The organism is Planotetraspora sp. GP83, assembly GCF_041262585.1.
Classification (GTDB): Bacteria; Actinomycetota; Actinomycetes; order Streptosporangiales; family Streptosporangiaceae; genus JAOEGB01.
Map to the genome: position 1 here is coordinate 32,124 of NZ_JBGCBZ010000013.1, position 24,346 is coordinate 56,469.

Here is a 24,346-nt window from a genome sequence, read left to right on the forward strand (position 1 = left end):
GCGACCATGCTAGTGCCGTGCCGGTCCTGCCCGCCTTCCCGATCGAAGACGTCCGAATCGGACTTTTTGGGTTAGCTTCCGCTTCTGGTCACTCTTGAGGACTCTTATCGTCCTACCCGGCTTGTGACGAGTCCAATGATGGAGCTCACTTCGGGGACCCGCATCCGGTGGGCCGTCAGCATGTACAGCGCCAGGCCGAGCCCCCCGCCGACCGCCAGCACGACAGCGGAGCTGAACGCGGTTATCTCGGTGATCTCCCTGGTCAGCCATAGTACGGCCAGTGCGAGGACGGCCGCCGGGATCGCCGCGACGTACATCCGCGACAGCCCGGACGCCACGTCGCGGCCGCCGAGGCCGCCGACCTTCCGGCTCGCCAGGACCCACGCCACGCCGCTTCCGATGACGTAGGTGATCGTGAAGGCGAACGCCAGGCCGATGACGATGTAGCGAGCCGGAAGGATGAAATACGCCACGAGGCTCAAAGTCGCGTTTATCACTACGTTGACTCCGGCGATGACGGCCGGGGTCTTCGTGTCGCCGAAGCTGTAGAAGATCCGCAGCAGGAGCTGGAAGATCGAGAACGGCACGAGCGCGAGGCCGAAGACCTGGAGCACGTTGCCGATGTAGCGGGCGTTCTCCGGCGTCATGTGGCCCCACGAGAAGATCAGCGTGGTGACCGCCGGGCCGAGGACCAGCAGCAGCAGCCCCGCCGGGACGATGGCCGCCGCCACGAGCCGCACGCCGGAGGCGAACTCCGACCGGGCCGAGCCGAGCTCCCCGTCGTGGACGAACCTGCTCATCCTGGGCAGCATCGCGGTGATCACAGACACCGCGATGATCCCGTACGGGAGCTGGAAGAGCTGGAAGGCGTACGCGTAGGCGCTGTTCCCCGCGCCGGGGGCCCGCTCGCCCGCGCCGGTGGCGAGCTTGGTGGTGACCCAGAACCCGAGCTGCGTGACGCCGACGTACACGAACGTCCAGGCGGCCGTCCTGCCCGCCTCGCCCAGGCCGGTGTCGCGCACCCCGAACCGCAGGCGGAACCGGAAGCCGGCCCGGTGCAGCGCGATGACCAGGACCAGCGCCTGGGCCACGATCCCCGCCGTGGTGCCGGCGCCGAGCAGCGCCAGGTCGCGGCCGGTGACCTCGTCGATGCTGGAGGAGCCGACGGCCCAGTAGGCGATGCCGATGCCGATGACGACGACGTTGTTGAGCACGGGCGCCCACATCGGGGCGGCGAACCTGTCCCGCGTGTTCAGGATCGCCCCCGCCATGGCCCCGACCCCGAAGAAGGCGATCTGAGGCAGGATGAACCGCGCGAGTGTGGTGGCCACGTCGAGCTTGTGCGGCGTCCAGTTGGCGGCCGTGTAGAGCTCCATGATCGGCCGGGCGAGCAGCACGCCGATCGCGGCGATCGCGGTGAGCACGACGATCGCCAGTGTCATCAGGCGCTGCTCGAAGGCCTTGCCGCCGTCCGGGTCGCGCTTCTGCGCGCGCACGATCATGGGGACGATCACGCTGCTCAGCACGCCGCCGATCAGCAGGTCGAACAGGATGAACGGGATCTGGTAGGCCGCGTTGTACGCGTCGCCGAGCGCCAGCGTGCCGATCGCCGCCGCGAGCACCGCCGTACGCAGGAAACCGGTGAGCCGCGAGACCATCGTGCCGGCCGCCATGATCGCGCTGGCCCGCAGCATCCTGCTCATGTTGTTCCTTCAGCTCGCGGCGGCCCGGAGTGAACGGGCAGCCTCCTCGGGTGGTCCAAACTACGCGGGCGGCGTCTCCCCGCGCTCGACCGGTACGGCACGGGCGCCGGGGAGGTCGCCGAGCTCGGGCTCGCCCCCGGGCTCGGGCTGGGGGGCCGGCTGGGGGGCCGGCTGCGCCGGGCTGAACGGGAAGGACTTCCGGGATCGGCGGCGGAGCATCCGCATGACCACCGCCGCCAGCATGATCGTGAGAGCGGCTCCGACGATGACGAGGGCGATCCCGGTGTAGCCGGTGGCGCGGACGGTGACGTGCACGGGCTTGCCGTACCGCTTGTCCTCGCCCGTGAGGAGCTGGATGGCGATGGTCGCCTCGCCACCGCCGCCCGGTACGGTGACCGGCACGTTCACGAGCTGGCTGCGCGCCTTCAGGACCGTGATCTGGTCGGTCTCGTACGCCCCTCCCGGGACGTCGATCGCCACCCGGGACGTGTTGTCCGAGGTGACCCGGATCTTGATGACGATGTCCTTGTCCAGGTTGTTCGCCACGCTCACCGGCACCTGGCCGTTGGCGCCCGCGACCGCGCGCGGGGTGTCGATGACCGACACGTCGTCCATGCGGTCGTCGATCGCGGCCTCGACCCGGAGGACGTAGGCGCCGGCCCGCTTGGTGTCGCCCCGCCACGACGCCGAGGTGAGCCTGAGGATGGCGTCGTGGAAGAGCTGGGTGTGCTCCTTGGTGATCGTCGCCGCCGCGTCGGCCTTGCGGCCGAGCTTGCGCACGCTGCTCAGGTAGGAGCGGCCCAGCTCGGCCTGCCGGTCGCGCTCGGTGTACACCAGGTCCGCCCGCGGCGCCGGAGACCGCGGCGGCCTGACCGAGTCGAGCGAGGTGAGCCGCAGCCAGGGGGCGCTCGACGTCGACTGGAGCAGCGCCGAGAGGAAGGCGGGATCGGGGTTCCAGAGCCGCGTCGTGGGCGCCGCGACGACCGTCCGGGCGGCGTGCCGCACACTCTGACCCTGCGGGAGCTGCCGGCCGGGCCGGCCCGGCTGACCTGTCTGACCTGTCTGACCTGTCTGATTCGGCTGCTCGAAGGCGAGCATGGCGGTCTCGGCGAGGAACCGCTGCCGGGCGATGGTCGCGCTTCCCGGCGCGGAGACCTCGCCGCTGAGGATCTGGCTCAGCACCGGATCGGCGAGCAGCGCCGTGATCCGTCCGGAGACGGTGTCGAGGCCGGTCGCCGCCTCCGTCGCGGCGGCCCCGGCGGCCGGGTCGGCCGTCGCGAGGTCATGCGAGGCCGGGGGAGAGGCGGGGGGGAGCGCGTCGCCGGAGAGCACCACGGACGTCACCCCGGCCGTCGCCAGCTCGTCGATCGCGTCACGGTCGATCGTGTCGCCGGCCGGCCACGCCGTCGAGGTCCCGATCTCCCGGCCGAGCAGCCCGGTGGCCACCGCCGCGCCGCGCTGCAGGGCCGCGACCGCCGGCGCGTCCAGCCCGTTGTGGACGAGCGCGGCCATGTCCGGGTCGGCGTACGGCGTCGCCACCACGTGCTTGCCCGCGAGAGCCGTGCGCAGGCCGTCGAGCCACTGCCCGGCCCCGGCGTCGGCCGTCTTCCGCTCGCCGCTGTCGTCGCTCCACACGGTGTACGGCCCGGCCGACATCTGGCGGGCGTCCTCGAGCAGAGCCGGGTCGACGAACCACGTGACGTTCTTGTCCGCCCTCTGGGCGAGCTTCAGCAGTTGCGCGAGGCGGCCGGAGGCGACCGACGTGCGGAGATCGTCGTCCATGAAGGTCGCGTCGTCCGCGCGGTGCGGCCGGTCCACGATCGGCAGCGCGAGGGCCAGCTTGACCTTGGGGACCGGCTCGCCCTTGGGGACGTACGGCAGGAAGGTCCGCTCGATCGCGATGCGCTGTTTGGTCGTGGCGTCGAGCGCCTCGATGGCGAGGGGATACACCCCGAGCCGCGACATGCCGAGATCCTGCGGCGTCACGGTGAACTGGAAAGGCAGCTTTCCCGACTGGTCGACCGGAGTGGCCGGCACCTTCGTAATCCACGACAGGGGGAGGGCGCCGTCCTCCGCCGCGAAGCTCTCCATGTCGGAGCGGAGCCGGAACGGCTGGCCTCGCGAGTAGAGGATCCGGACCTCGACAAGGGCCTGCGGCCTGCCCGTGACCGTTCCCGAGATCGTGATCGGTGTGGCGGGCTCGTTCGTGACCTCCGGGGTGATCTGCTCCACGAGGAGGGGCTCCGCCGGAGCCGCGGCCACTGCGACCACACGTCCCGGGGCCGCGACAGCCGTACCGGCCATGCTCGGGGGGGCGAGCAGGGCTGCGGTCATCAGGGTCAGCAGAGCGGCCTTACAGATCATGTGCGGGCCAGGGGTGAGGTACGGCGCACGCCCAGAATGCTATGGCCTAAGCCGTCCGCATTGGACGGGCGAGGCTCGCCGCGCCCCGAACCGGGGGAGCCGTGAGGTCGACCGGCTTGGCGGAGATCAGGGAGAACAGATGCAGGGCGCGCAGCCGCAGGGCCGTCCGGCGCTCGCCCGTGGCGGTGTGAACGATCTCGTCGGGGTCGAGGTCGTCGATCAGGCGCTGGTCCACGAGAACGGTGAGATCGTCGGGTAGCAGGATCGGGCAGACCAGACCGTCCGCGTAGTCGGTGGCCGAGTTGACCGTGAAGGCGGGCGCGGGCCGTGCCTGGGGGGCGCGGAGCAGGGCGCTGACGACGGCCGCTCGCGGCGGGCTGTTCACGGCGCTCACCACGGCCACGGGCTGCCTGCCGCCCCGCAGCGGCACCTCGAAGACCGAAACGCACACGCAGGTCTCCGGTGCGACGCCCAGAACCTCCGGCAACTCGTCCGAGCACGTCAACGGACGAGAAAGACGTACGATCTCATGGTGGATCTGGTGGGCGAGGAGCCAGCGGTGAATCGCGAGGGCGTTCTTCATCTCGTGTGCTCCTTGCGTCGTCCAGCGCCCCCGAACTGACCGTAGCCTGGTGATCGCTAGGTGTGTATCTCCCCTAGGTGACACCAGACGCATCGGGGGAGAACCTGTTCCGTGACCGAAGGACCTACCCAGCCTTGTCCGTTTCAAATCTGAGCGACAGCCAGCAGCGCGCCGTCAACGACCTGTTCCGTCGGATCGCCCCCGTGGCCGACGAGCTCGGCGAGTTGTTCGCGGCCCGCGGGCATGAGTTGGCCCTGGTCGGGGGCTCCGTACGCGACGTCTTCCTCGGCCGCATCGGGAACGATCTCGACCTCACCACGGACGCCGCCCCCGAGCGCGTGCTGGAGATCGTCAAGGACTGGGCGGACGCCATCTGGACGATCGGGATCGACTTCGGCACGGTCGGCGTCCGCAAGGGCGGCCGGCTGCTGGAGATCACCACCTATCGCAGCGAGTCGTACGACCCCGCGTCGCGCAAGCCCGAGGTGGCGTATGGCGACACGCTGGAGGGCGATCTCGCCCGCCGCGACTTCGCGGTCAACGCGATGGCGGTGCGCCTGCCCGGCCACGAGTTCGTCGACCCGTACGGCGGGCTCCCCGACCTCGCCGCGAAGGTGCTGCGGACCCCCGGGACGCCCGAGCAGTCGTTCGACGACGACCCGCTGCGGATGCTCCGCGCGGCCAGGTTCGCCTCGCAACTCGGGTTCACGGTCGCCCCGGAGGCGATCGCGGCGATGAGGGCGATGGCCGGGCGCATCGAGATCGTTTCCGCCGAGCGGATCCGCGACGAGCTCGACAAGCTGATCGGGGGCGCGTGGCCGCGTCAGGGGCTGACGATGCTCGTGGACACCGGGCTGGCGGCCCACGTGCTGCCCGAGTTGCCCAAGCTCCGGCTGGAGATCGACGAGCACCACCGGCACAAGGACGTCTACGAGCACACGCTGATCGTCTTGGAACAGGCGATCGCGCTGGAGACCTCCGGCCCGGACCGGGTGCTCCGCTGGGCCGCGCTGCTCCACGACATCGGCAAGCCGAAGACGCGCCGCAACGAGCCGGGGGGGCGGGTCTCGTTCCACCACCACGAGGTGGTCGGGGCGCAGATGGCCAAGAAGCGGATGGCCGAGCTCAAGTTCCCCAAGGACGTCGTGTCCGACGTGTCCCGGCTGGTCGAGCTGCATCTGCGGTTCCACGGCTACGGCACCGGGGAGTGGACGGACAGCGCCGTCCGGCGATACGTCCGGGATGGCGGGCATCTGCTGGAACGGCTGCACAAGCTCACCCGGGCGGACTGCACGACTCGGAACAAGCGGAAGGCGGCCGCGCTATCCCAGACGTACGACCAACTGGAGGAGCGCATCGCCCGGCTGGCCGAGGAGGAGGAGCTGGCCAAGATCCGCCCGGAGCTCGACGGCAACGAGATCCAGGAGATCCTCGGCATCCCCCCGGGCCCGATGATCGGCCAGGCGTACAAGCACATGCTGGAGATCCGCATGGACGAGGGTCTGATCGGCAAGGAGGCCGCCCGGGAGGCCCTGCTGAAGTGGGCCAGCACCCACGACCTCCCGTGATCATGCACGGATTCCCCGAGATGGTCTCTGAGTGATCAGCACCTATGGTGGGGGTGTGGATGGTGACGAGATCATTCGGCTGGATCGCGAGCACGTCTGGCATCCCTACGCGGCGGTGTCCTCCGGTGCTCCCGTCCATGCCGTCCGCCGCGCCGAAGGGGTGCGGCTGACGCTCGCCGACGGCCGTGAGCTCGTGGACGGCATGTCCTCGTGGTGGGCGGCCATCCACGGCTATAACCACCCCCGGCTCAACCAGGCGATCCGCGACCAGCTCGACGCCATGGCCCACGTCATGTTCGGCGGCCTCACCCACGAGCCGGCCGTACGGCTGTCGCGGACGCTCGCCGAGATGACCGGGCTCGGCCGAGTCTTCCTCGCGGACTCCGGCTCCGTGGCCGTCGAGGTCGCGATCAAGATGGCCGTCCAGCACGGCGCCGCCACGGGCCGGGGATCCAAGCTGCTCACCGTGCGGGGCGGCTACCACGGCGACACGTTCGGCGCGATGTCGGTCTGCGACCCGGTCAACGGCATGCACCACCTGTACTCCGGGGTGCTACCGAAACACGTCTTCGCGCCCCTGCCCCCCGCCTGGCACGGCTCTGAGGCGGCTCACGACGCCGGTTACCTCGATGAGCTGGACGCCCTCGTCGCGGCCAACGCGGGCGAGCTGGCGGCGATCATCGTGGAGCCGGTGGTGCAAGGGGCCGGGGGCATGCGCTTCTACCACCCCGTCTACCTCCGGCGGCTGCGGGAGCTGGCCGACGAGCACGGCATCCTGCTGATCGCCGACGAGATCGCGACCGGCTTCGGCCGCACGGGGGAGATGTTCGGCTGCGACTACGCGGGGATCCGTCCCGACATCATGTGTGTCGGCAAGGCCCTGACCGGCGGATACATGACGCTGGCGGCCACTCTGTGCACCGACGAGGTGGCCGAGGCGATCGGCGTCCTGATGCACGGGCCGACCTACATGGGCAACCCGCTCGCGACCGCCGTGGCGGGCGCCTCGCTGGAGCTGCTGTCCGAGCGCCCCTGGCGGGACGAGGTCAAGCGGATCGAGGCCGGGCTGCTCGACGGCCTGGCGGAGGCCGCCCGCATGCCGGGCGTGAAGGACGTCCGCGTGCTCGGCGCCATCGGCGTGATCGAGACCAAAGAGCCAGTAGATGTCCCGAAAATTCAGGACATCGTGATGGGGCGGGGCGTCTGGCTCCGGCCGTTCGGCCACCTGATCTACACGATGCCGCCCTACGCCTGCGAGCCCGGCGACATCGAGAGGATCACCGACGCCATGACGGCCGCCGCGGCTGCCCTCTGAGCACCCACCTTCTGAGCACCCGGCGCTCAGTCCGTCGCGACGGCGGGCTGCCTGGCGGCGGTGGGAACGACGAGCCGGTAGGTCAGAGCGCCCAGCAGGTAGCCCGCCGCGATCACGCCGAGCGCCAGGTAGGACTTGCCGTTCGGCGGCAGCAGCACCGCCGCCAGCACCGCCCCGAGCACCGTCATGCCGTTGAAGAGCATGTCGTAGAGGGAGAACACCCGGCCCAGGTAGGCGTCCTCGACGTCGCGCTGCACGACGGTGTCCGCGCAGATCTTGACGCTCTGGCCGGCCACGCCGAGCACGAACCCGGCGACCATGAAGGCCCACGGCTGGAAGGTCGCGCACAGCACGAACTCCAGCACCCCGCACGTGGCCAGCATCGCGGGGATCCAGTTCTCGATGCGGAACCGCTCGGTGGCCCATGGGGTGACGAGCGCCGCCACGAAGTAGCCCGTGCCCGAGGTGGCCAGCACGAGCGCGATCCCCTTGAGCGCGGCTTCGGCGTCGGTCGTGAAGTAGTAGCGGTAGAGCATCACCACGGCCGCCACCGACGTTCCGTACAGCAGGCGGTGGGTCGCCATGCCACCCAGCGCCGCGGCCGCCGACCGGCGGTGCACGATGTGCCTGGCCCCGTCGGCCAGGCCGCTCAGCACGTGCCGTACGGCCTCGCGGGCCTGGGGAAGCGCGGGATCGTACGCCGGGCCGAGCAACGACCGCTCCATCGTCCTCGCGATCAGCGGGGTCACCCCGAAGACGAGCCCGGAGCAGACCAGCAGCAAGGCGGTCCCGCTCGTGCCGGCCCCGAAGAGGTGCTCGCGCAGCAGGAAGCCCGTGCCCGCGCCGACGAACGTGAGGACCGTGCCCGACGTGGGCGTCACAGCATTGGCGATCATGAGCCGGTCGGTGGGCACGACATGGGGAAGCGACGCCCCGAGAGCCGCCAGGAAGAACCGGTTCACGCCGAGGACGCCCAGCGCGGCAGCGTAGAAGACCCCGTTGGACACCCCGGCGGCCACGAGACCGGCCGCCACGAGCAACAGCGTCCCCCGCACGATCGGGGCGACGACGAGGATCTGCCGCCGAGACCAGCGGTCGATGAAGACCCCGGCGAAAGGCCCCAGAACGCTGTACGGCAGGAACAGCACGGCCATGCCGGCGGCGATCTCCGTGGCCGTGGTCTGCCTCTCCGGGTTGAAGAAGGCGTAGCCGGCGACCGCGAACTGGAAGATCCCGTCTGAGAACTGCGAGACCAGGCGGGTGGCGAACAGTCGCCGGAAGTTCCGGCCTTCGAGGACCACACGCAGATCGGAGACGAAGGACACGGCGACAGCCTACGCGGCCCGATCATCGGTGAACATCGGGAATCACCCTGGCACACCCCTGAGCACGCGCGTCTGCCTTCCGTAACGCACATGATCAGTTACTCTCGGATACGTGACCTCTGACGAACATGTCGTACTGGTCGACGGCGAGGGAAACCCGATCGGCACCGCTCCCAAGTCCACGGTGCACGGCGTGGAGACGCCGCTACATCTGGCGTTCTCCAGCTACGTCTTCGACGAGGACGCTCGCCTGCTGCTGTCGCAGCGCGCGGGGCACAAGCTCACGTGGCCGGGCGAGTGGACCAACAGTTGCTGCGGGCACCCGCTGCCCGGCGAGCCCATGGCCTCGGCGGTGATCCGCCGGCTGTCCTTCGAGCTCGGGTTGCGCGTCGACTCCGTCGACCTGGTGCTGCCGCGCTTCTCCTATCAGGCCGTCATGGACAACGGCGTCATGGAGCACGAGCTGTGCCCCGTCTACCGGGCGGTCGTCGCGGGCGACGCCGCGCCGAACTCCGACGAGGTGGACGCGGTCCGGTGGATCCCGTGGAAGCAGTTCGCCGACCTGGTGCTGGCCGGGGAGATGGACATCTCCCCGTGGGCCCGCCTCCAGGTGCCGCTGCTCGTCGCGCTGGGCCCGGATCCGCTCGCCTGGCCGGTGGCCGACCCGGCCGACCTGCCGCCCGCGGCACGATAGGCGAAGCGACACCGGACAGCCGAGTGCCCCGGCTCGGCGGTGAGCCGGGGCACCATATGTGTTCACGCCGCACCCATTCGTACGGCGGTAACGAACGGCCTAGCGCTCGACCTCGCCGCGGATGAACTTCTCGACGGCCTCGCGGGCGGCGTCGTCGGAGTACTGCTCCGGCGGCGACTTCATGAAGTAGGACGAGGGCGACAGCAGCGGCCCGCCGATGCCCCGGTCGAGGGCGATCTTGGCGGCGCGGACGGCGTCGATGATGATGCCGGCGGAGTTGGGCGAGTCCCAGACCTCCAGCTTGTACTCCAGGTTGAGCGGGGTGTCGCCGAAGGACCTGCCCTCCAGGCGGACGTAGGCCCACTTGCGGTCGTCGAGCCACGGCACGTGGTCGGACGGGCCGATGTGCACGTCGGCCTTGGCCATCTCGTGCGGGATCTGGGACGTCACCGACTGCGTCTTGGAGATCTTCTTGGACTGCAGGCGCTTGCGCTCCAGCATGTTCATGAAGTCCATGTTGCCGCCGAAGTTGAGCTGGTAGGTGCGCAGCAACTCCACGCCGCGGTCCTCGAACAGCTTGGCCAGCACGCGGTGGGTGATGGTCGCGCCGACCTGCGACTTGATGTCGTCGCCGACGATCGGGACCCCCGCCTCGGCGAACTTGGCGGCCCATTCGGGGTCGGACGCGATGAAGACCGGAAGCGCGTTGACGAAGGCGACCCGGGCGTCGATGGCGCACTGGGCGTAGAACCGGTCGGCCTCCTCCGATCCCACCGGCAGGTAGGAGACGAGGACGTCGACCCGCGCGTCCTTGAGCGCCTGGACGACGTCGACCGGCTGCTCGTCGGACTCCTCGATGATCTCGCGGTAGTACTCGCCCAGACCGTCGAACGTCGGACCGCGCTGGACGGTGACACCGAGCGGCGGCACGTCACAGATCTTGATCGTGTTGTTCTCCGAGGCCACGATGGCCTCCGAGAGGTCGCGGCCGACCTTCTTGGCGTCCACGTCGAAAGCGGCCACGAACTCCACGTCACCGACGTGGTAGTCGCCGAACCGGACGTGCATCAGGCCCGGCACTCTGCTGCCCGGATCTGCGTCCTTGTAGTAGTGGACGCCCTGCACCAGCGACGCGGCGCAGTTACCCACACCAACGATGGCTACGCGCACCGAACCCATCGCACCCGCTCCTTTACCTATCCGCCTCGGGCGTCTCAGCCCTCTGAGTTTCTTTCCTGTACGGCTTGCGCGGCGTCCGGGCCGGTTGCGCCCGGTTCTTTATCCGCCTGGCGCGGAGTCGTGGTGCTCCGCCGCTCGGAGTCGATCAGCTCGTTCAGCCAGCGGACCTCACGCTCGACCGACTCCAGCCCGTGGCGCTGGAGCTCGAGGGTGTAGCTGTCCAGCCGCTCCCGCGTGCGGGCGAGAGCCGTACGGACACCTTCGAGGCGCTCTTCCAGGCGGCTGCGGCGGCCTTCGAGGATGCGCAGCCGCACCTCCGCCTCCGTGTGGCGGAAGAAGGCGAAGTGGATGCCGAAGCTCTCGTCCTCCCAGGCGGACGGACCAGCCTGCGTCAGAAGCTCCTGCAGCCGCTCCTTGCCCTCCGCGGTCAGCTTGTACACGATCTTCGACCGGCGGCCGATGACCGTGTCCTGTGGAGGCTCCTCCTCAACGATGAGGCCGTCGTTGAGGAGTCCCCTGAGGCAGGGGTACAGCGAGCCATAGGAGAACGCACGGAACATCCCGAGCAGGGTGTTGAGCCGTTTACGCAGCTCGTAACCGTGCAGCGGCGTCTCGTGCAGCGATCCCAGGACGGCGAGCTCCAGCACACCTCCACGAGAGCCCGTCACTGGAACCACCTCCTGTGTCTGACCGATGTATCGACCCGATACATCTGCAGGATACGTCGGCCTGTCATAGCGCGCAACGTGTCAACCGTTGGGCAAGAATTGGCAAACAGTCGTAATCTGGCCGTATGTGGTCACAGCGGGCGGTCGTGGACTACGGCCTCGCCAAGCGGGCGGCGATCCAGTCGATCCGCTCCGGCCACATGACGGCGCGGGATGTCTGCGACGCTCACCCCTATCTGCTGCGTGCGGCCCGATTCCACGGCGAGCCGACTGAGCGCAACTGCCCCATCTGTGAGCGCCGGAACGTGACCAACGTCACATACGTGTACGGGGACGAATTAGGACGGTTCGCCGGCCGGGTGAAAACCACGGCTGACCTCGCCGAGATGGCTCGGGAATACGGCGAATTCAGGGTCTACGTGGTGGAGGTCTGCCAAGGTTGTTCCTGGAACCACCTGGCGGTCTCGTTCGTCCTCGGCACAGGCACAGGCACAGGCACTGGCACTGGCACAGGCGATCCCCCGGGCTCCTCCGTTTAGGGCGGCTTTCTGCTCCAGGAGGTACGCTCACCGGCCTGCCGACCGATGTCGACGACACCCCCAATCACCTAACGAGGACGCGTGACTTACAGCAGCTACGGACCGGAGCCGACCGGCCGTCCCGAGGACTCCTCGGGCTCCGGTGGATCAGCCCGCCCTGGGCGCCGCCGTCGCACGCCCCAGGAAGCGGATGAGTACGGAGAACGCGGGGACCACCGGGACCCGGTCGCCGGTCAGCAGGCCCCGGCCGGATGGGGCCGTCCTCCCGCCCAGCAGGGCCCACACCAGGGCATGCAACAGGGCCGCCCGTCGGGTCCGCAGCAGGGCCAGCCGTTGGGTCCCCAGCAGGGCCAGCCTCCGCACGCCGCCCCCGGCCCCGTACGGCAGGCCGCGCAGGATCCCCGTTCCGGACGTCAGGGCGCGCCGGACCCCCGCCGTAGGGACGCCGCCGCGTTCGAGGACACGGCCTCGATGGGCGCGGTGCCCCCGTCAGGCCCCGGCGCATCGCAGCCCGGCTCGGGACACCGTCCAGACCCCCGCCAACTCGACTCCCGGCAGCCCGATCCGCGTCAGCCCGACCCCCGCCAGCCCGATCCGCGTCAGTCCGGCCTCGGGCATGAGCCCGGTCCGGCCCGGGGTCCCCGTTACGGCGCCCGCCCCGGCGGCCCGGGAGGTCCCGGCAACCCCGGTGGCCCCGGTGGCCCCGGTGGCCCCGGTGGCCCCGGTGGACCCGACGCCCCTCGCGGAGCCGGCGGTCCTGGTATTCCTGGCGGCGTTGCTGGGCCGGGGGACCGTACGCAGGCGCTCGCGGCGCCCAAGGACGGCTTCCGCCGCGATCAGGACGTGCAGAACACCGAGGCGATGCCCTCAGGGGGCCCCTCGGGTGGCCGGCGCCGCAGGCCCGAGCCGGGCCGCGGTGGCCGGGGCCGGGGCCGTGGCGCCCCCGGCGGACCTGGAGGCCCCGACGGTCCTGGTGGACCGGGCGGCCCGGGCGGCCCGGGCGGGCGCGGCCCTCGTGATCCGCGTGACTTCGAGGACGAAGAGCCCCGCCGGCGCGGCTGGAAGCGCTTCATCCCCAGCTGGAAGATCGTCGTGGCGGGCTTCACCGTGATCGTCGCAGGCCTGTTCGGCATGATCTGGGTCGCCTACGCGAACACTCCACTGCCGACCGCCACGCAGGCCGATGCCCTCGCGCAGGGCAGCGTCCTCTACTACAACGACGGCAAGACCGTCATCGCCCGTCTTGGCACTCCCCGTGTGATCGTTGATATCAAGAAGGTTCCACCGCACGTCCAGGACGCGGTCATCGCGATCGAGAACAGGACGTTTCGCGAGGACGCGGGAATCTCCATCCCGGGCATGCTCCGCTCGGTGTGGATGACGGCGACTGGTCAGCAGTTGCAGGGCGCTTCGACGATTACCCAGCAAATGGCGCGGAATTATTACGACGGCCTGAGCCAGGAAGTTTCGATCAAGCGAAAGTTCAAGGAAATCTTCGTCGCGGTCAAGCTCGACAAGTCGATGACCAAGGACAAGATCCTTGAGCAGTACCTCAACACCGTCAACTTCGGCCGTGCCTACGGCATCGAGGCGGCGGCCATGGCCTACTTCCACAAGCACGTCGACCAGCTCAACGAGGCGCAGGGGGCCTACCTCGCCGCCCGCGTCCAGACGCCCAGCCTGGCGGCGGACGCTCCTCAGCTTCAGGGCCGGTTCAAGGACGTCGTCAACGCCATGGCGATCCTGAACCCGCAGAAGTACGGCCAGTTGCCCAGCACGGCGAAGTTCCCGAAAACCGTTCCGGACAACAACAGCAACGTCTTCGGCGGCCTCAAGGGCTACATGGTCATCCAGGCCTACGAGGAGCTGAAGACCCGTGGCATCTTCCCTCCCCAGGTCAGGAGCGGCGGATACAAGATCATCACCACGTTCGACAAGAAGCTCATGCAGGTCGCGAAGAAGGCCGTGGTGAGCACGACCTCAGGTATGTCCAAGGAGTTCCACGCGGGTCTCGCGGCGGTGGATCCCCGGAATGGCCGTGTGGTGGCCTTCTACGGGGGCAGCAACTACCTCAAGGACCCCTGGAACGAGCCCTTCCAGTCGAGAAAGCAGGCGGCGTCCGCTTTCAAGCCCTACGTGCTCGCCGCCTGGCTTGAGGCGGGTTACAGCCTCAACAGCTGGGTGCCCGGCAACAAGACGAAGCCCGAAGAGCTGCCAGGCACCACGAAGATCACCAACGGCGAGCGCGTCCCGGCTGCGATCGACGTCACCTACGCCACCGCCCACTCGATCAACACGGCCTTCGCCTCCATGGCGTACGCCTTGCCGGGCAAACTCGACGACGTCAGGTCAATCGCCGAATCAGCCGGGATCAGTAAGCAGGCTCTGGACGATGACAAGAATGGTGTCAACAAAGACAACGGCCACGGCTACCAGTTGGCGATCGGCAGTGTCGGCGTCACGCCGGTCGAGCAGGCCGCGGGCTACTCGATCTTCGCCAACGAGGGCAAGCACGCGGACTACCACGTCATCCAGGAGGTACGGCAGGGCAAGACCGTCGTCCTTCCGGAGAAGAAGGCCCTCAGGCAGGTGATCGCTCCGGAGTCGGCGGCCGACGCCGTGACCGCGATGGAGCAGGTCCTCAAGGTCGGTACGGCCGCCGGAAGGGGCATCGGCCGCCCGGCCGCCGGCAAGACCGGTACCAACAACGACAACAAGGAAGCCTGGTTCGTCGGTTTCACCCCACAGATTTCCACTGCTGTCGGTATGTACCGCGAAGAGTGCCGGACCAAGAGCGGCAAGGTCGTCCAACCGGAATTCTCGAACTGTCCCTGGAGCGACGGCAAGAGGAACACCAAGTACAGCGAACTCAATCCCTACAGCAAGGCCTACGAGGTGTCGCTGGGCAACATCCAGGGTGCCGACGCTCCGACCACGATCTGGCGCACCTTCATGATGGAGGCTCTCGCGGGGCAGCCGGTGGAGCAGTTCCCCGCCAAGGCCGGGATCGGCACCCCGGAGAACATCGTGACGCCGACGCCGACGCCGACTCCGTCGGACATCTTCCCGACCGACTTCCCGCCCCCGGGTGGCGGTGAGGAGTGCCAGCCGGGCGACGTGTCGTGCCAGGTGGACCTCGGCGACGGCGGCGATCCGTTCGGCAGCAACGGCGACGGCAGCGGGAACGGCTCCCCGGCGTCGGCCGCCCTTCCGACACCGGTGGCGACCGGTGATCGGCGGGGAATACCCACGTCGTGATCGTGCGGGCCCACGACGCCGATGGGAGTCGTGGGCCCGCTCACGTCCACGGACACCGCACGGGACGGCAGGGACACGAAAGCTTTATTGGGCCGAAGGTCGCGCGCCGCCGTCCATCGGTGATGCAATACCTGCCATGACGACCCGGACCACGAACGCTTCCGGCCCTTTGTCCGCGGTCGCCCAGAGGGCGGTGCCGTACCTGCCTCTCGGGCTTCTCGCGGGCCTCGGCGCCGTGCTCGCCTTCCTGTGGAAATGGCCCTGCCGTTTCGGCGGCGTGTGGAACACCGGGGTCGGCCAGTTCACGAACTTCTGTTACACGGACATCTATCCGCTGTTCTGGGCCGAGCACCTGAACGAGGGCAAGATCCCCTACGTCGACTATCCGGTCGAGTATCCGGTCGGCATCGGCGGGATCATGGAGTTCGCCCGCCGCCTCGCGGGTGGGGACGGTGTGCGGTTCTACGACATCACGGTCATCCTGATGGGCGTCTCGCTGGTCGCGGGTGTCCTCCTCATGGCCGCCCTCGCCGGGCCCACTCGGCGCTGGGACGCCCTGTGGTACGCCATCGGCCCGGCGGTCATCCTCTGCGCGTACATCAACTGGGACCTGGCCGCCGGAGCCCTCGCCCTCGGCGGCCTGCTGGCGTGGGCGCGGGAGCGGCAATACCTCGCGGGAGCGCTGCTCGCGCTGGCCGTGGCCACGAAGTTCTACCCGCTGATGTTCTTCGGGGCGCTGTTCCTGCTGACCGTCCGCACGGCGAAGTGGTTGCCGTTCCTCAAGACGGCCGGTGCGGCGGTGCTGACGTGGCTGGTGGTCAACGTGCCGGTCATGGTGATCAACTTCGAGGGCTGGAAGCGGTTCTACGCCTTCAGCAGCGAGCGTGGCGCCGACTGGGGCGGCCTGTGGTACTTCTTCCAGACCAAGCAGTGGGGCTTCCTCGCCGACCCCGACTCGCTGAACACCATGGCGATGGCGGTGCTCGCCGTGCTGCTGCTGGGAGTGGCCGCGCTGGCGCTGCTGGCGCCCCAGAGGCCGCGCCTCATGCAGCTGTGCTTCCTGGCCCTCGCCGCGTTCATGATCACCAACAAGGTCTGGTCGCCGCAGTACGTGCTGTGGCTCGTGCCGTTCGCCGTGCTGGCGAGGCCGAAGTGGGGCGCGCTGCTGGCCTGGCAGATCGCCGAATGCTGGTACTTCTTCTCGATCTGGCTCTACCTCGTGGGCCGGGATTCCGAGCACGCGAACCTCGGCATCGGTGACACGGCCTACTTCCTGTCGGTATGGGCGCGGCTGATCACGATCGTCGTCCTCATGGCGCTCGTGGTGAAAGACGTCCTCCGGCCGGAGCAGGACACCGTACGGCAGGGCGGTGTGGACGACCAGTCGGGCGGGGTCTTCGACCAGGCGCCGGACCGCCTCGTCCTGCTCCCCGCCGCCAGGTGAACCGGCCCGTACGGCGACCGGCCTCCGACGCGGGTTTTCCACAGGGCCCGGCGTTTCCCCTGGGTGCCGCGTTTCCCTTGGGCGCATGGGCCACCTGACACCGATAGCCTTGAGGCGGGGTTTCGGAGAGCCTTCCGGAAGGCACGAGCGGGATGCGGGGGCAGGGCCTCACGTGCGAAACAGGGTGCCGTTGCCGGCGATGCTGGTCTGGGCGCTGACGAGGGCGGCGCTCTTCCTCGCCGCGATGCAGATCATCCCCGTCGGCCACGCGGGCTCCTTCGAGAACGACGTCTCGCTCTACCGGGACTGGTCCGGCGTCCTGCTGGGCGGCCAGTTCCCCGACGGCGATGACAAGTGGCAGTACCCGCCGTTCGCCGCGCTGCCCATGCTGGCCCCTCACCTGCTGCCGTGGGACTACCGGGTCAGTTTCTACGTGCTCGCCCTGCTCTGCGACCTCGGGATCTGGCTGCTGCTGTGGCGCTTCGCCGCCAAAGCCGGAAAAGCCGGTGAAGCGGGTGGAGGGGGCGGGAGCCGTACGGGGCTGTGGGCCTGGACCGTGGGCGCGGCGCTGCTGGGGCCTCTCCTGATCTCCCGCTATGACCTGATGGTCACGTTCGTAGCGGTCATGGCGCTGACCGCCTCGACCGATCCGGCCGTGCGCGGGTCGCTCGTCGGGATCGGGCTGATCATCAAGGTGTGGCCGGTCGCGCTCCTGGTGGGCCTGCGGCGCTGGCGCGAGCTGCTCACCGGCACCGCCTCCATGCTGGCCATCGCCGTGACCGGCTGCGGCGTCGCCGCCCTCGTGATGCCGCACGCGCTCGACTTCCTGACGGCACAGCACGACCGGGGGCTCCAGGTCGAGTCGCTGGCCGCCACTCCGTTCGCGCTGGCGCGGGCCCTCGGGTGGTGGGGCGGCTTCACGAACTACCAGCACGGCGCGATGGAGCTCGTGGGGACCGGCGTGGAGACGGCCGAACGGCTGAGCCTGGTCGCGACTCCCGTGGCACTCGGGCTGCTGGCCGTCTGGTGGCTCCTCGCCGTGCCGAGCGCCAGGTCGTTCTATGACGCGGCGCTCACGGCGGTGCTCTTTCTCGTGGTCACCAGCAGGGTGCTGTCGCCGCAGTATCTCGTGTGGGTGGTCGGCGTCGCCGCCGTGGTGCTGACCCTGCCGCGGACCCGCCCCGGCCCCAGCCAGCGGCCGGCCGCCTGGCTCGTCCTGGCGGCGACGCTGCTCACGGGGATCATGTACCCGTGGATCGAGGAGGACTACAGCTGGCGGGGCGACCTGCCGGGGACCCTCGTCCTGGTGGCCCGCAACCTCGTGCTTCTCGCGGCCGCGGTCGTCTCGTTCGTCCAGCTCTGGCGCGGCACCCGCCGCCGGACCCGGTCAGGGGAGCTGCCGGCGCGTCCGGTGCGAATACCCACTTTGTGAGCTCGCCAATCCAGAGATTTATCCACAGGCTGTGGACGACCGCCTGTGGCTAGAGGTTCTTCCGCAGGAACGCGATGTCGTCGGCCTGGCCCTCGAAGGGGGTCTCCACCACGATCGGGGCCCCGGCCGCCCGGCAGACGGCCAGGATCAGCTCCGGGTCGATCTGGCCGGCGCCCAGGTTGGCGTGGCGGTCGGCGCCCGAGTCGAAGACGTCACGCGAGTCGTTGCAGTGGACGAGGTCGATCCGGCCGGTGATGGCCATCACCCGGTCCACGACGCCGAGGAGCTCCTCGCCGCCCGCGTGGAAGTGGCAGGTGTCGAGGCAGAACCCGATGACCGACGCGTCCGGCGCTCCGGCCGTGACCGCGTCCCAGAGACGGGCGATCCGGTCGAGCCTGCGCGCCATCGCGTTGCCGCCGCCCGCCGTGTTCTCGATCAGCACGGGGATGGGGCATTCCATGCGCTCGAACACCTTGCGCCAGTTGTCGAACCCGGCCTGCGGGTCGTCTCCGGCGTTGACGTGCCCGCCGTGCACGATCAGGCCCTTGGCCCCCAGTGACGCGGCGCCCTTCAGATGGCTCTCCAGCAGCTTGCGGCTGGGGATGCGGATCCGGTTGTTGGCGGTCGCGACGTTGATGACGTAGGGCGCGTGGACGTAGACATCCACGTCCGAGGCGCGCAGGGCGTCGGCCGACGCGGGGATGACCGGGCCCTTCCACCCCTGCGGGTCGCCCAGGAAGAACTGCACGACGTCGGCGTCGCGCGTCGCGGCGTGGGCGAGCGGGTCGTCCTGGTCGACGTGGGCCCCGATGCGCTGTGGTCGCTGCGGTGATGTCACTTCTTCCCCATCCCTCCGGGCGTTGGCCATGCTTCCAGGCTGCCCAGGCGAAAGGCGAACCCTAGGCGTCTTCCAAGAGCGTTTCAAGAGGGCGCGGCCGGGCAGTCGCTGTGTCGCACGCCCTGAGACCCGCGCGCCGATGATACAAGGAGACGAACATGAGATATCGGCTGGGCAGCTTCCTGTTACTCATCTACATCCTGGTCGGACTCTACGTGGCCTGGGTGCACCACTACCTGACGCCGACCCTCCTCAAGCAGATCGCCCAGGCCCTGCTGGCGATCTTCCTCTGGTTCCTCGTCCTCCTGGGCGTGGACCTGCACATCGGAGGCTGACCCCCTTCCGCGACGTCCCCGGCGACCCCACGACGTCCGCGGCGCCCCTGAGACCACCCCGAGACGACGGCGAGGACCCCCGGTGTTCCACGAGGGTCCTCGCGGCTCTGCCGGGTCGCGTCAGGGCCTCGGGACGAACCCCCCGTGCGCGATCCCCAGCGCCACCCCGACGAACGACGCCACGACGCCCACGATGATGAGGCTGCGCTGCGCCGTGGTGGACGAGACGTACTGTGCGTAGAGACCGCCGCAGAACCCGATCGCCCCCAGGCAGGACGCGATCACGTGCGCGCTGACGACGAATCCCGTGACGAACGCCACGAGCCCGACGACCAGCGTGCAGATCGCCAGGGCGTTCTCCTTCGGGTGCCGTCTGCCGTCGGTATTCAGCGTGAAGTGGAAAGGGCCGCCCTTCGCGGAGCCGGAAACGCCTCCCGTGGAGTCGATGACGTGCCGCATCGCGGTCACCCCCTCTCTTCCTCCCAGTTTGCCGCGCGTGGCCTCGCACAACCAGGTGCCTGATAGCCTTATTCGACTGCGTCTGATATGGGCCGGGGCGCAATCCGCCCGGGTCCCTTCGCAGTGTCCTCCTGTCACGGCAAGGCGTCGTGACCGCAAGAGTCCAGAGGAGGTTGGATTCCGCATGCGTCGTTACGAGATGATGGTCATCCTCGACCCGTCCCTCGATGAGCGCACCGTGCAGCCCTCGCTCGACCAGTTCCTCAGCGTCGTCCGCAATGACGGCGGCACCGTGGAGAAGGTCGACGTCTGGGGACGCCGCCGGCTGTCCTACGACATCGCCAAGAAGTCCGAGGGCATCTACGCCGTCGTGGACCTGAGCGCCGAGCCCGCCACCGTCAAGGAGCTGGACCGTCAGCTCAACCTGAACGAGGGCATTCTCCGCACCAAGGTCATCCGCCCCGAGCTTCACTGACGGTGCGGCGAAGTCCGGCCAATTGTCGGGCGGTAGCCGTACTCTGAGCCCTTAACGGCTTAGCTGACGGGATAGGAAGGCGAAAGCGACCGATGGCAGCAGGCGACACCACGATCACCATCGTCGGCAACCTAGTCGACGATCCGGAGCTGCGCTTCACCCCGACGGGGCAAGCCGTGGCCCGATTCCGCATCGCGTCCACTCCGCGGTTTCTGGACAAGCAGACCAACGAGTGGAAGGACGGCGAAGGCCTGTTCCTGACCTGCAACGTGTGGCGCCAGGCGGCGGAGAACGTCGCCGAGAGCCTCCAGCGCGGCATGCGGGTCATCGTGCAGGGACGGCTGCGCCAACGGTCGTATGAGACCAAGGAAGGCGAGAAGCGCACGGTCTACGAGGTCGAGGTCGACGAGGTCGGCCCCTCGCTGCGCAACGCCACCGCCAAGGTGAACAAGACCGCCCGTCAGGGTGGTGCCGCCGGTGGTTTCGGCGGCGGCCCGGCCAACGACCCCTGGGCGAGCGCCGCCCCTGCTCCGCAGGGCGGCGGCTACGGCCAGGGTGGCGGTGGCTTCGGCGGCGGCGGCGGCCAGGGCGGCGGGTTCGGCGGCGGCGACTTCAGCGACGAACCGCCCTTCTAGCCACACCTGTCTCGTCACATCACCACAAGTAATCCGAGCGACCATTCCCGCATCATGCGGGGCTCTGAAAGGAGCACCACGATGGCGAAGCCGGCACTGCGCAAGCCGAAGAAGAAGGTTTGCCTGTTCTGCCACGACAAGATCTCCTACGTCGACTACAAGGACACGGCGCTGCTGCGGAAGTTCATCTCCGACCGCGGCAAGATCCGTGCCCGCCGGGTGACGGGCAACTGCACCCAGCACCAGCGCGACGTGGCCACCGCTATCAAGAACGCTCGTGAGATGGCCCTGCTGCCGTACACGAGCACCGCGCGCTAAGGAAAGGAGTCTCAGGACATGAAGCTCATTCTCACCACTGAGGTCTCCGGCCTCGGCGCTCCGGGCGACATCGTCGAGGTGAAGGACGGCTACGGCCGCAACTACCTCATCCCGCGCGGCTTCGCGATCCGCTGGACGCGTGGCGCGGAGTCTCAGATCGCCTCGATCAAGAAGGCGCGTGACGCCCGCGAGATCCGCGACCTGGGCACCGCCAAGGAGGTCGCCGGCCAGCTCGGCGCCCTCAAGGTCAAGCTGAAGACCCGCGCCGGCGAGTCCGGCCGCCTGTTCGGCTCCGTGACCACGGGCGACATCGCCGAGGCCGTCAAGGCCGCCGGCGGTCCGCAGCTCGACCGCCGCCGCATCGAGATCGGCAACGCGATCAAGAGCCTCGGCACCCACAAGGTCAGCGTCAAGCTGCACCCGGAGGTCGCGGCGACCGTCGACGTCGAGGTCATCGCCGGCTGACCCCGGTGAAAGCCGTCAAGGGCCTCTTCCGACCTCGGGAGGGGCCCTTGCTCGTCTCCGGCCCAAGCGAGCCGGATATTCTCCCCAGGTAAAGCCGGAATACACGCAACGCTAGTATCTTCCCAACCCATTTTGCGGATTCCGTGGAAGATGTCCCTCTTGGAGGCTGGAATGCCCCGTCCGTCGCTGCTGCTGGCCTCCGGTGCCCTCACGCTGGCCGTCGCCGCGTGCGCGCCGGCCTCCGACACGTCCACGTCCGCGAGCCCGGCCGGTACGGCGAGCGGGGCTGCCTCCGACACCTGCGCCAAGGACCAGCTCAAGCTGGCGACGCCGGGCAAGCTGACGATCGGCACGGACAAGCCCGCCTACGAGCCGTGGTTCAAGAACGACGACCCCTCCAACGGCCAGGGCTACGAGAGCGCGGTGGCCTACGCGGTCGCGCAGCGGATGGGCTTCACGAAGGACGAGGTCACCTGGGCCGTCGTGCCGTTCGACTCGTCGTTCGCCCCCGGGCCCAAGCAGTTCGACTTCGACATCAACCAGATCTCCATCACGCCCGAGCGCCAGAAGGCCGTCGACTTCAGCGACGGGTACTACACGGTCAAGCAGGGCGTGGTCGCCCTTGAGGGCTCGAAGTACGCCAAGGCCGCCGGTCTGGCCCAGCTCAAGGACGCCAAGATCGGGGTGCAGGCCGGCACCACCGCCCTGCGGGCCGTACAGCAGGTCATCCAGCCGGGCAACGACCCCAGCGTCTTCAACCAGCAGATCGACGCGGTCAACGCGCTGAAGAACAAGCAGATCGACGCCATCGTCGTCGACCTTCCGACCGCGTTCTACGTCACCGCCGCCCAGATCAAGGGCTCCACGATCGTCGGCCAGTTCGCGGCGAACTCCGGCGCCCCGGAGGAGTTCGGCCTGCTGTTCCAGAAGGGCAACGCCCTGGTGACCTGCGTCAACAAGGCCGTGGGTGAGCTCAAGTCGTCCGGCGAGCTGGCCAAGATCGAGAGCCAGTGGCTGACGGCCGCCGCCGGTGCCCCCGAGCTGAAGTGACGGGCTGAAGTGACCGAAAGGGAAACCGCCACGGCGGGCGAGGTGAAGGACGATCCCGCCGCCGCGCGTGGGTCCGCGGCCGAGGCGGCGGCGGGGGAGCCGGCCGCCCCGGCGTGGGTGAAGAGCGACCGGCAGGTCCGCCGCGAGGCCGAGCTGCGCGGCCGGGCCAGGCGGTCGATCTCGATCGCCACGGCCTCCACCGTGCTGGTCGCCGTCGTGCTCGTCATCCTGGTCACCTCGTCGCCGGGATGGCCCCGGGTGCGGGAGACGTTCTTCGACTTCGGGCAGCTCGCCGAGGCGTTCCCCGACGTGCTTCGCGGGTTCCTGCTCAACGTCAAGATCTTCCTCATCGCCGAGCCGATCATCCTGGTGCTGGGCCTGGTCGTGGCGCTCGTGCGGGGCCTGCGGACGCCGGTGTTCTTCTCGCTGCGGGCGCTGGCGGTCTTCTACACCGACGTCTTCCGCGGCGTCCCGGTGATCCTGCTCATCTATCTCGTCGGCTTCGGCATTCCCGCGCTCCAGCTCCAGGGCGCGCCCAACGACCCCGTCACGCTCGGGATCGTCGCGCTCGTGCTGTCCTACGGCGCGTACGTCGCGGAGGTGTTCCGTTCGGGAATCGAGTCGGTCCACCCGAGCCAGCGGTCGGCCGCCCGGTCGCTGGGGCTGAGCCACGGCCAGACGATGCGCTACGTGGTCGTCCCCCAGGCCGTCCGGCGGGTGGTGCCGCCGCTGCTCAATGACTTCGCCTCGCTGCAGAAGGACAGCGCGCTCGTCGCCCTCCTCGGGCCGTTGGAGGCGCTTCGCCAGTCCTCGATCCACGCGTCGTCCTCGTTCAACTACACGCCCTATCTGTGCGCCGCGGCGCTGTTCATCGCGCTGACCGTGCCGATGGCCCGCTTCACCGACCATCTCGCCGCCCGCGCGGCCCGCCGCCAGATGGGAGCGGGGCACGTATGAGCCTGTTGACGATCGAAGGTGTCTGGAAGCACTACCACCATCACAGCGTGCTGCGCGGGATCGACCTGGAGGTGGCGCCGCACGAGGTGGTCTGCCTGATCGGCGCCTCGGGCTCGGGGAAGTCCACGCTGCTGCGCTGCGTGAACCTCCTGGAGACGATCGACGACGGCGCGATCTACCTGGACGGCGCCGAGATCACCGACGTGCGGGCCGACGCCGACCAGGTGCGCGGCCGGGTCGGCATGGTCTTCCAGTCCTACAACCTGTTCCCGCACATGACCGTGCTCGACAACATCACCCTCGCCCCGCGCAAGGTGCGGAAGGTGAGCCGGGCGCGGGCGGAGGAGCAGGCCGGGGAGTTGCTCGCCCGGTTCGGCCTGTCGGACAAGGCGCGGGCATACCCCGACCGGCTCTCGGGCGGCCAGCAGCAGCGCGTCGCCATCATCCGGGCGCTCGCCACCCAGCCGCGACTGCTCCTGCTCGACGAGGTCACCTCCGCGCTCGACCCCACGCTCGTCACCGAGGTCCTGGGCGTCATCCGCGAGCTCAAGGACTCGGGGATGACGATGATCCTGGCGACTCACGAGATGAGCTTCGCCCGCGACATCGCGGACACGGTCTGTTTCCTCGAAGGCGGCGTCCTGCTGGAGCACGGGCCGCCCGAGCAGATCTTCACCGCCCCGGAGCATCCCCGGACCCGGGAGTTCCTCCAGCGCGTGCTTGAGGCCGGCCGTCTCTAGTG

At 69.1% G+C, this 24,346-nt stretch carries 25 protein-coding genes; 15 read left to right on the forward strand and 10 right to left on the reverse strand.

The genetic code is table 11. From position 1 onward, the window contains the following. Window positions 1–104 precede the first annotated feature (104 nt). The 3 genes from murJ to ABH927_RS19250 are packed head-to-tail and all read right to left on the reverse strand — an operon-like array spanning window position 105 to window position 4,650. Window positions 105–1,703 (reverse strand): murein biosynthesis integral membrane protein MurJ, encoded by a 1,599-nt coding sequence (murJ, locus tag ABH927_RS19240; RefSeq protein WP_370023410.1) that lies wholly within the window; start codon window positions 1,701–1,703, stop codon window positions 105–107. 60 nt (window positions 1,704–1,763) lie between these two features. Beyond that, a complete protein-coding gene (locus ABH927_RS19245; protein WP_370023412.1) occupies window positions 1,764–4,067 on the reverse strand; it encodes a DUF6049 family protein in 2,304 nt (767 codons plus the stop codon). Between the two features lie 46 nt (window positions 4,068–4,113). Then, a complete protein-coding gene (locus ABH927_RS19250; RefSeq protein ID WP_370023414.1) occupies window positions 4,114–4,650 on the reverse strand; it encodes an aminoacyl-tRNA deacylase in 537 nt (178 codons plus the stop codon). Window positions 4,651–4,784: 134 nt separating this feature from the next. On the opposite strand from ABH927_RS19250, the gene ABH927_RS19255 reads away from it, so the two are divergent. Beyond that, window positions 4,785–6,218: a CCA tRNA nucleotidyltransferase gene (locus tag ABH927_RS19255; RefSeq protein WP_370023416.1), complete on the forward strand. Its 1,434-nt coding sequence runs from the start codon at window positions 4,785–4,787 to the stop codon at window positions 6,216–6,218. A 31-nt stretch (window positions 6,219–6,249) separates the two neighbouring features. After that, complete coding sequence (locus tag ABH927_RS19260) at window positions 6,250–7,533, forward strand: adenosylmethionine--8-amino-7-oxononanoate transaminase (protein ID WP_370023418.1); 1,284 nt, start codon at window positions 6,250–6,252, stop codon at window positions 7,531–7,533. Window positions 7,534–7,559: 26 nt separating this feature from the next. Here ABH927_RS19260 and ABH927_RS19265 read toward each other — a convergent pair whose 3' ends face one another. Then, entirely contained in the window at window positions 7,560–8,858 is a 1,299-nt protein-coding gene (locus tag ABH927_RS19265) for an MFS transporter (RefSeq protein WP_370023420.1), read from the reverse strand. 112 nt (window positions 8,859–8,970) lie between these two features. On the opposite strand from ABH927_RS19265, the gene idi reads away from it, so the two are divergent. Further along, entirely contained in the window at window positions 8,971–9,552 is a 582-nt protein-coding gene (gene idi, locus ABH927_RS19270) for an isopentenyl-diphosphate Delta-isomerase (protein WP_370023422.1), read from the forward strand. A 99-nt stretch (window positions 9,553–9,651) separates the two neighbouring features. On the opposite strand, the gene ABH927_RS19275 is transcribed toward idi, so the two are convergent. Together ABH927_RS19275 and ABH927_RS19280 are read right to left on the reverse strand one after the other, a co-directional pair. Beyond that, a complete protein-coding gene (locus ABH927_RS19275; protein WP_370023424.1) occupies window positions 9,652–10,731 on the reverse strand; it encodes an inositol-3-phosphate synthase in 1,080 nt (359 codons plus the stop codon). Window positions 10,732–10,766: 35 nt separating this feature from the next. Continuing rightward, window positions 10,767–11,399, reverse strand: a complete 633-nt coding sequence (locus ABH927_RS19280) for a helix-turn-helix transcriptional regulator (protein ID WP_370023426.1) — start codon at window positions 11,397–11,399, stop codon at window positions 10,767–10,769. A 125-nt stretch (window positions 11,400–11,524) separates the two neighbouring features. On the opposite strand from ABH927_RS19280, the gene ABH927_RS19285 reads away from it, so the two are divergent. Beyond that, entirely contained in the window at window positions 11,525–11,938 is a 414-nt protein-coding gene (locus ABH927_RS19285) for a DUF5318 family protein (RefSeq protein ID WP_370023428.1), read from the forward strand. 147 nt (window positions 11,939–12,085) lie between these two features. On the opposite strand, the gene ABH927_RS19290 is transcribed toward ABH927_RS19285, so the two are convergent. Both ABH927_RS19290 and ABH927_RS19295 read right to left on the reverse strand, forming a co-directional pair. After that, complete coding sequence (locus ABH927_RS19290) at window positions 12,086–12,301, reverse strand: hypothetical protein (RefSeq protein WP_370023430.1); 216 nt, start codon at window positions 12,299–12,301, stop codon at window positions 12,086–12,088. 126 nt (window positions 12,302–12,427) lie between these two features. Next, a complete protein-coding gene (locus tag ABH927_RS19295) occupies window positions 12,428–12,556 on the reverse strand; it encodes a hypothetical protein (RefSeq protein ID WP_370023432.1) in 129 nt (42 codons plus the stop codon). A gap of 225 nt (window positions 12,557–12,781) precedes the next feature. Here ABH927_RS19295 and ABH927_RS19300 point away from each other — a divergent pair, with 225 nt between their 5' ends. The 3 genes from ABH927_RS19300 (at window position 12,782) to ABH927_RS19310 (ending at window position 18,072) form a co-directional block, all read left to right on the forward strand. Then, the gene (locus ABH927_RS19300; protein WP_370023434.1) at window positions 12,782–15,196 is read left to right on the forward strand and encodes a transglycosylase domain-containing protein; all 2,415 of its coding nucleotides are present in this window, start codon (window positions 12,782–12,784) and stop codon (window positions 15,194–15,196) included. Window positions 15,197–15,332: 136 nt separating this feature from the next. Further along, complete coding sequence (locus tag ABH927_RS19305; protein WP_370023436.1) at window positions 15,333–16,640, forward strand: glycosyltransferase family 87 protein; 1,308 nt, start codon at window positions 15,333–15,335, stop codon at window positions 16,638–16,640. Between the two features lie 172 nt (window positions 16,641–16,812). Next, window positions 16,813–18,072: a glycosyltransferase family 87 protein gene (locus ABH927_RS19310; protein WP_370023438.1), complete on the forward strand. Its 1,260-nt coding sequence runs from the start codon at window positions 16,813–16,815 to the stop codon at window positions 18,070–18,072. A 49-nt stretch (window positions 18,073–18,121) separates the two neighbouring features. Here the strand turns inward: ABH927_RS19310 and ABH927_RS19315 are convergent, their stop codons facing one another. Next, the gene (locus ABH927_RS19315) at window positions 18,122–18,910 is read right to left on the reverse strand and encodes a deoxyribonuclease IV (RefSeq protein ID WP_370023440.1); all 789 of its coding nucleotides are present in this window, start codon (window positions 18,908–18,910) and stop codon (window positions 18,122–18,124) included. A 158-nt stretch (window positions 18,911–19,068) separates the two neighbouring features. Between ABH927_RS19315 and ABH927_RS19320 the strand changes: the two genes are divergently transcribed. After that, entirely contained in the window at window positions 19,069–19,245 is a 177-nt protein-coding gene (locus ABH927_RS19320; RefSeq protein ID WP_261587786.1) for a hypothetical protein, read from the forward strand. Between the two features lie 120 nt (window positions 19,246–19,365). Here the strand turns inward: ABH927_RS19320 and ABH927_RS19325 are convergent, their stop codons facing one another. Next, window positions 19,366–19,704 (reverse strand): hypothetical protein, encoded by a 339-nt coding sequence (locus tag ABH927_RS19325; protein WP_370023725.1) that lies wholly within the window; start codon window positions 19,702–19,704, stop codon window positions 19,366–19,368. Between the two features lie 184 nt (window positions 19,705–19,888). Between ABH927_RS19325 and rpsF the strand changes: the two genes are divergently transcribed. The 7 genes from rpsF to ABH927_RS19360 all read left to right on the forward strand — a co-directional run bounded on the left by rpsF (window position 19,889) and on the right by ABH927_RS19360 (window position 24,344). Next, on the forward strand, window positions 19,889–20,179 hold the full coding sequence (gene rpsF, locus ABH927_RS19330; RefSeq protein ID WP_261587788.1) for a 30S ribosomal protein S6: 291 nt from the start codon (window positions 19,889–19,891) through the stop codon (window positions 20,177–20,179). Window positions 20,180–20,271: 92 nt separating this feature from the next. Further along, a complete protein-coding gene (locus ABH927_RS19335; RefSeq protein WP_370023443.1) occupies window positions 20,272–20,814 on the forward strand; it encodes a single-stranded DNA-binding protein in 543 nt (180 codons plus the stop codon). A gap of 81 nt (window positions 20,815–20,895) precedes the next feature. After that, a complete protein-coding gene (gene rpsR, locus ABH927_RS19340; RefSeq protein WP_061256131.1) occupies window positions 20,896–21,132 on the forward strand; it encodes a 30S ribosomal protein S18 in 237 nt (78 codons plus the stop codon). An 18-nt stretch (window positions 21,133–21,150) separates the two neighbouring features. Continuing rightward, window positions 21,151–21,597, forward strand: coding sequence for a 50S ribosomal protein L9 (gene rplI, locus ABH927_RS19345; RefSeq protein ID WP_261587790.1), 447 nt, complete (start codon window positions 21,151–21,153; stop codon window positions 21,595–21,597). A 171-nt stretch (window positions 21,598–21,768) separates the two neighbouring features. Further along, window positions 21,769–22,647, forward strand: coding sequence for an ABC transporter substrate-binding protein (locus ABH927_RS19350; RefSeq protein ID WP_370023447.1), 879 nt, complete (start codon window positions 21,769–21,771; stop codon window positions 22,645–22,647). A gap of 9 nt (window positions 22,648–22,656) precedes the next feature. Further along, entirely contained in the window at window positions 22,657–23,604 is a 948-nt protein-coding gene (locus ABH927_RS19355) for an amino acid ABC transporter permease (protein WP_370023449.1), read from the forward strand. Beyond that, window positions 23,601–24,344, forward strand: a complete 744-nt coding sequence (locus ABH927_RS19360) for an amino acid ABC transporter ATP-binding protein (RefSeq protein ID WP_370023451.1) — start codon at window positions 23,601–23,603, stop codon at window positions 24,342–24,344. Before ABH927_RS19355 ends, ABH927_RS19360 begins: the two co-directional genes overlap by 4 nt. Window positions 24,345–24,346 lie beyond the last annotated feature (2 nt).

Coding starts and splice junctions, on each gene's coding strand:
- murJ (WP_370023410.1), bottom strand. CDS start 1,703: ATGAGCAGGATGCTGCGGGCCAGCGCGATCATGGCGGCCGGCACGATG.
- ABH927_RS19245 (WP_370023412.1), bottom strand. CDS start 4,067: ATGATCTGTAAGGCCGCTCTGCTGACCCTGATGACCGCAGCCCTGCTC.
- ABH927_RS19250 (WP_370023414.1), bottom strand. CDS start 4,650: ATGAAGAACGCCCTCGCGATTCACCGCTGGCTCCTCGCCCACCAGATC.
- ABH927_RS19275 (WP_370023424.1), bottom strand. CDS start 10,731: ATGGGTTCGGTGCGCGTAGCCATCGTTGGTGTGGGTAACTGCGCCGCG.
- ABH927_RS19285 (WP_370023428.1), top strand. CDS start 11,525: ATGTGGTCACAGCGGGCGGTCGTGGACTACGGCCTCGCCAAGCGGGCG.
- ABH927_RS19295 (WP_370023432.1), bottom strand. CDS start 12,556: ATGCCCGAGGCCGGACTGACGCGGATCGGGCTGGCGGGGGTCGGGCTG.
- ABH927_RS19305 (WP_370023436.1), top strand. CDS start 15,333: ATGACGACCCGGACCACGAACGCTTCCGGCCCTTTGTCCGCGGTCGCC.
- ABH927_RS19320 (WP_261587786.1), top strand. CDS start 19,069: ATGAGATATCGGCTGGGCAGCTTCCTGTTACTCATCTACATCCTGGTC.
- ABH927_RS19325 (WP_370023725.1), bottom strand. CDS start 19,704: ATGCGGCACGTCATCGACTCCACGGGAGGCGTTTCCGGCTCCGCGAAG.
- rpsF (WP_261587788.1), top strand. CDS start 19,889: ATGCGTCGTTACGAGATGATGGTCATCCTCGACCCGTCCCTCGATGAG.
- ABH927_RS19335 (WP_370023443.1), top strand. CDS start 20,272: ATGGCAGCAGGCGACACCACGATCACCATCGTCGGCAACCTAGTCGAC.
- rpsR (WP_061256131.1), top strand. CDS start 20,896: ATGGCGAAGCCGGCACTGCGCAAGCCGAAGAAGAAGGTTTGCCTGTTC.
- rplI (WP_261587790.1), top strand. CDS start 21,151: ATGAAGCTCATTCTCACCACTGAGGTCTCCGGCCTCGGCGCTCCGGGC.
- ABH927_RS19350 (WP_370023447.1), top strand. CDS start 21,769: ATGCCCCGTCCGTCGCTGCTGCTGGCCTCCGGTGCCCTCACGCTGGCC.
- ABH927_RS19360 (WP_370023451.1), top strand. CDS start 23,601: ATGAGCCTGTTGACGATCGAAGGTGTCTGGAAGCACTACCACCATCAC.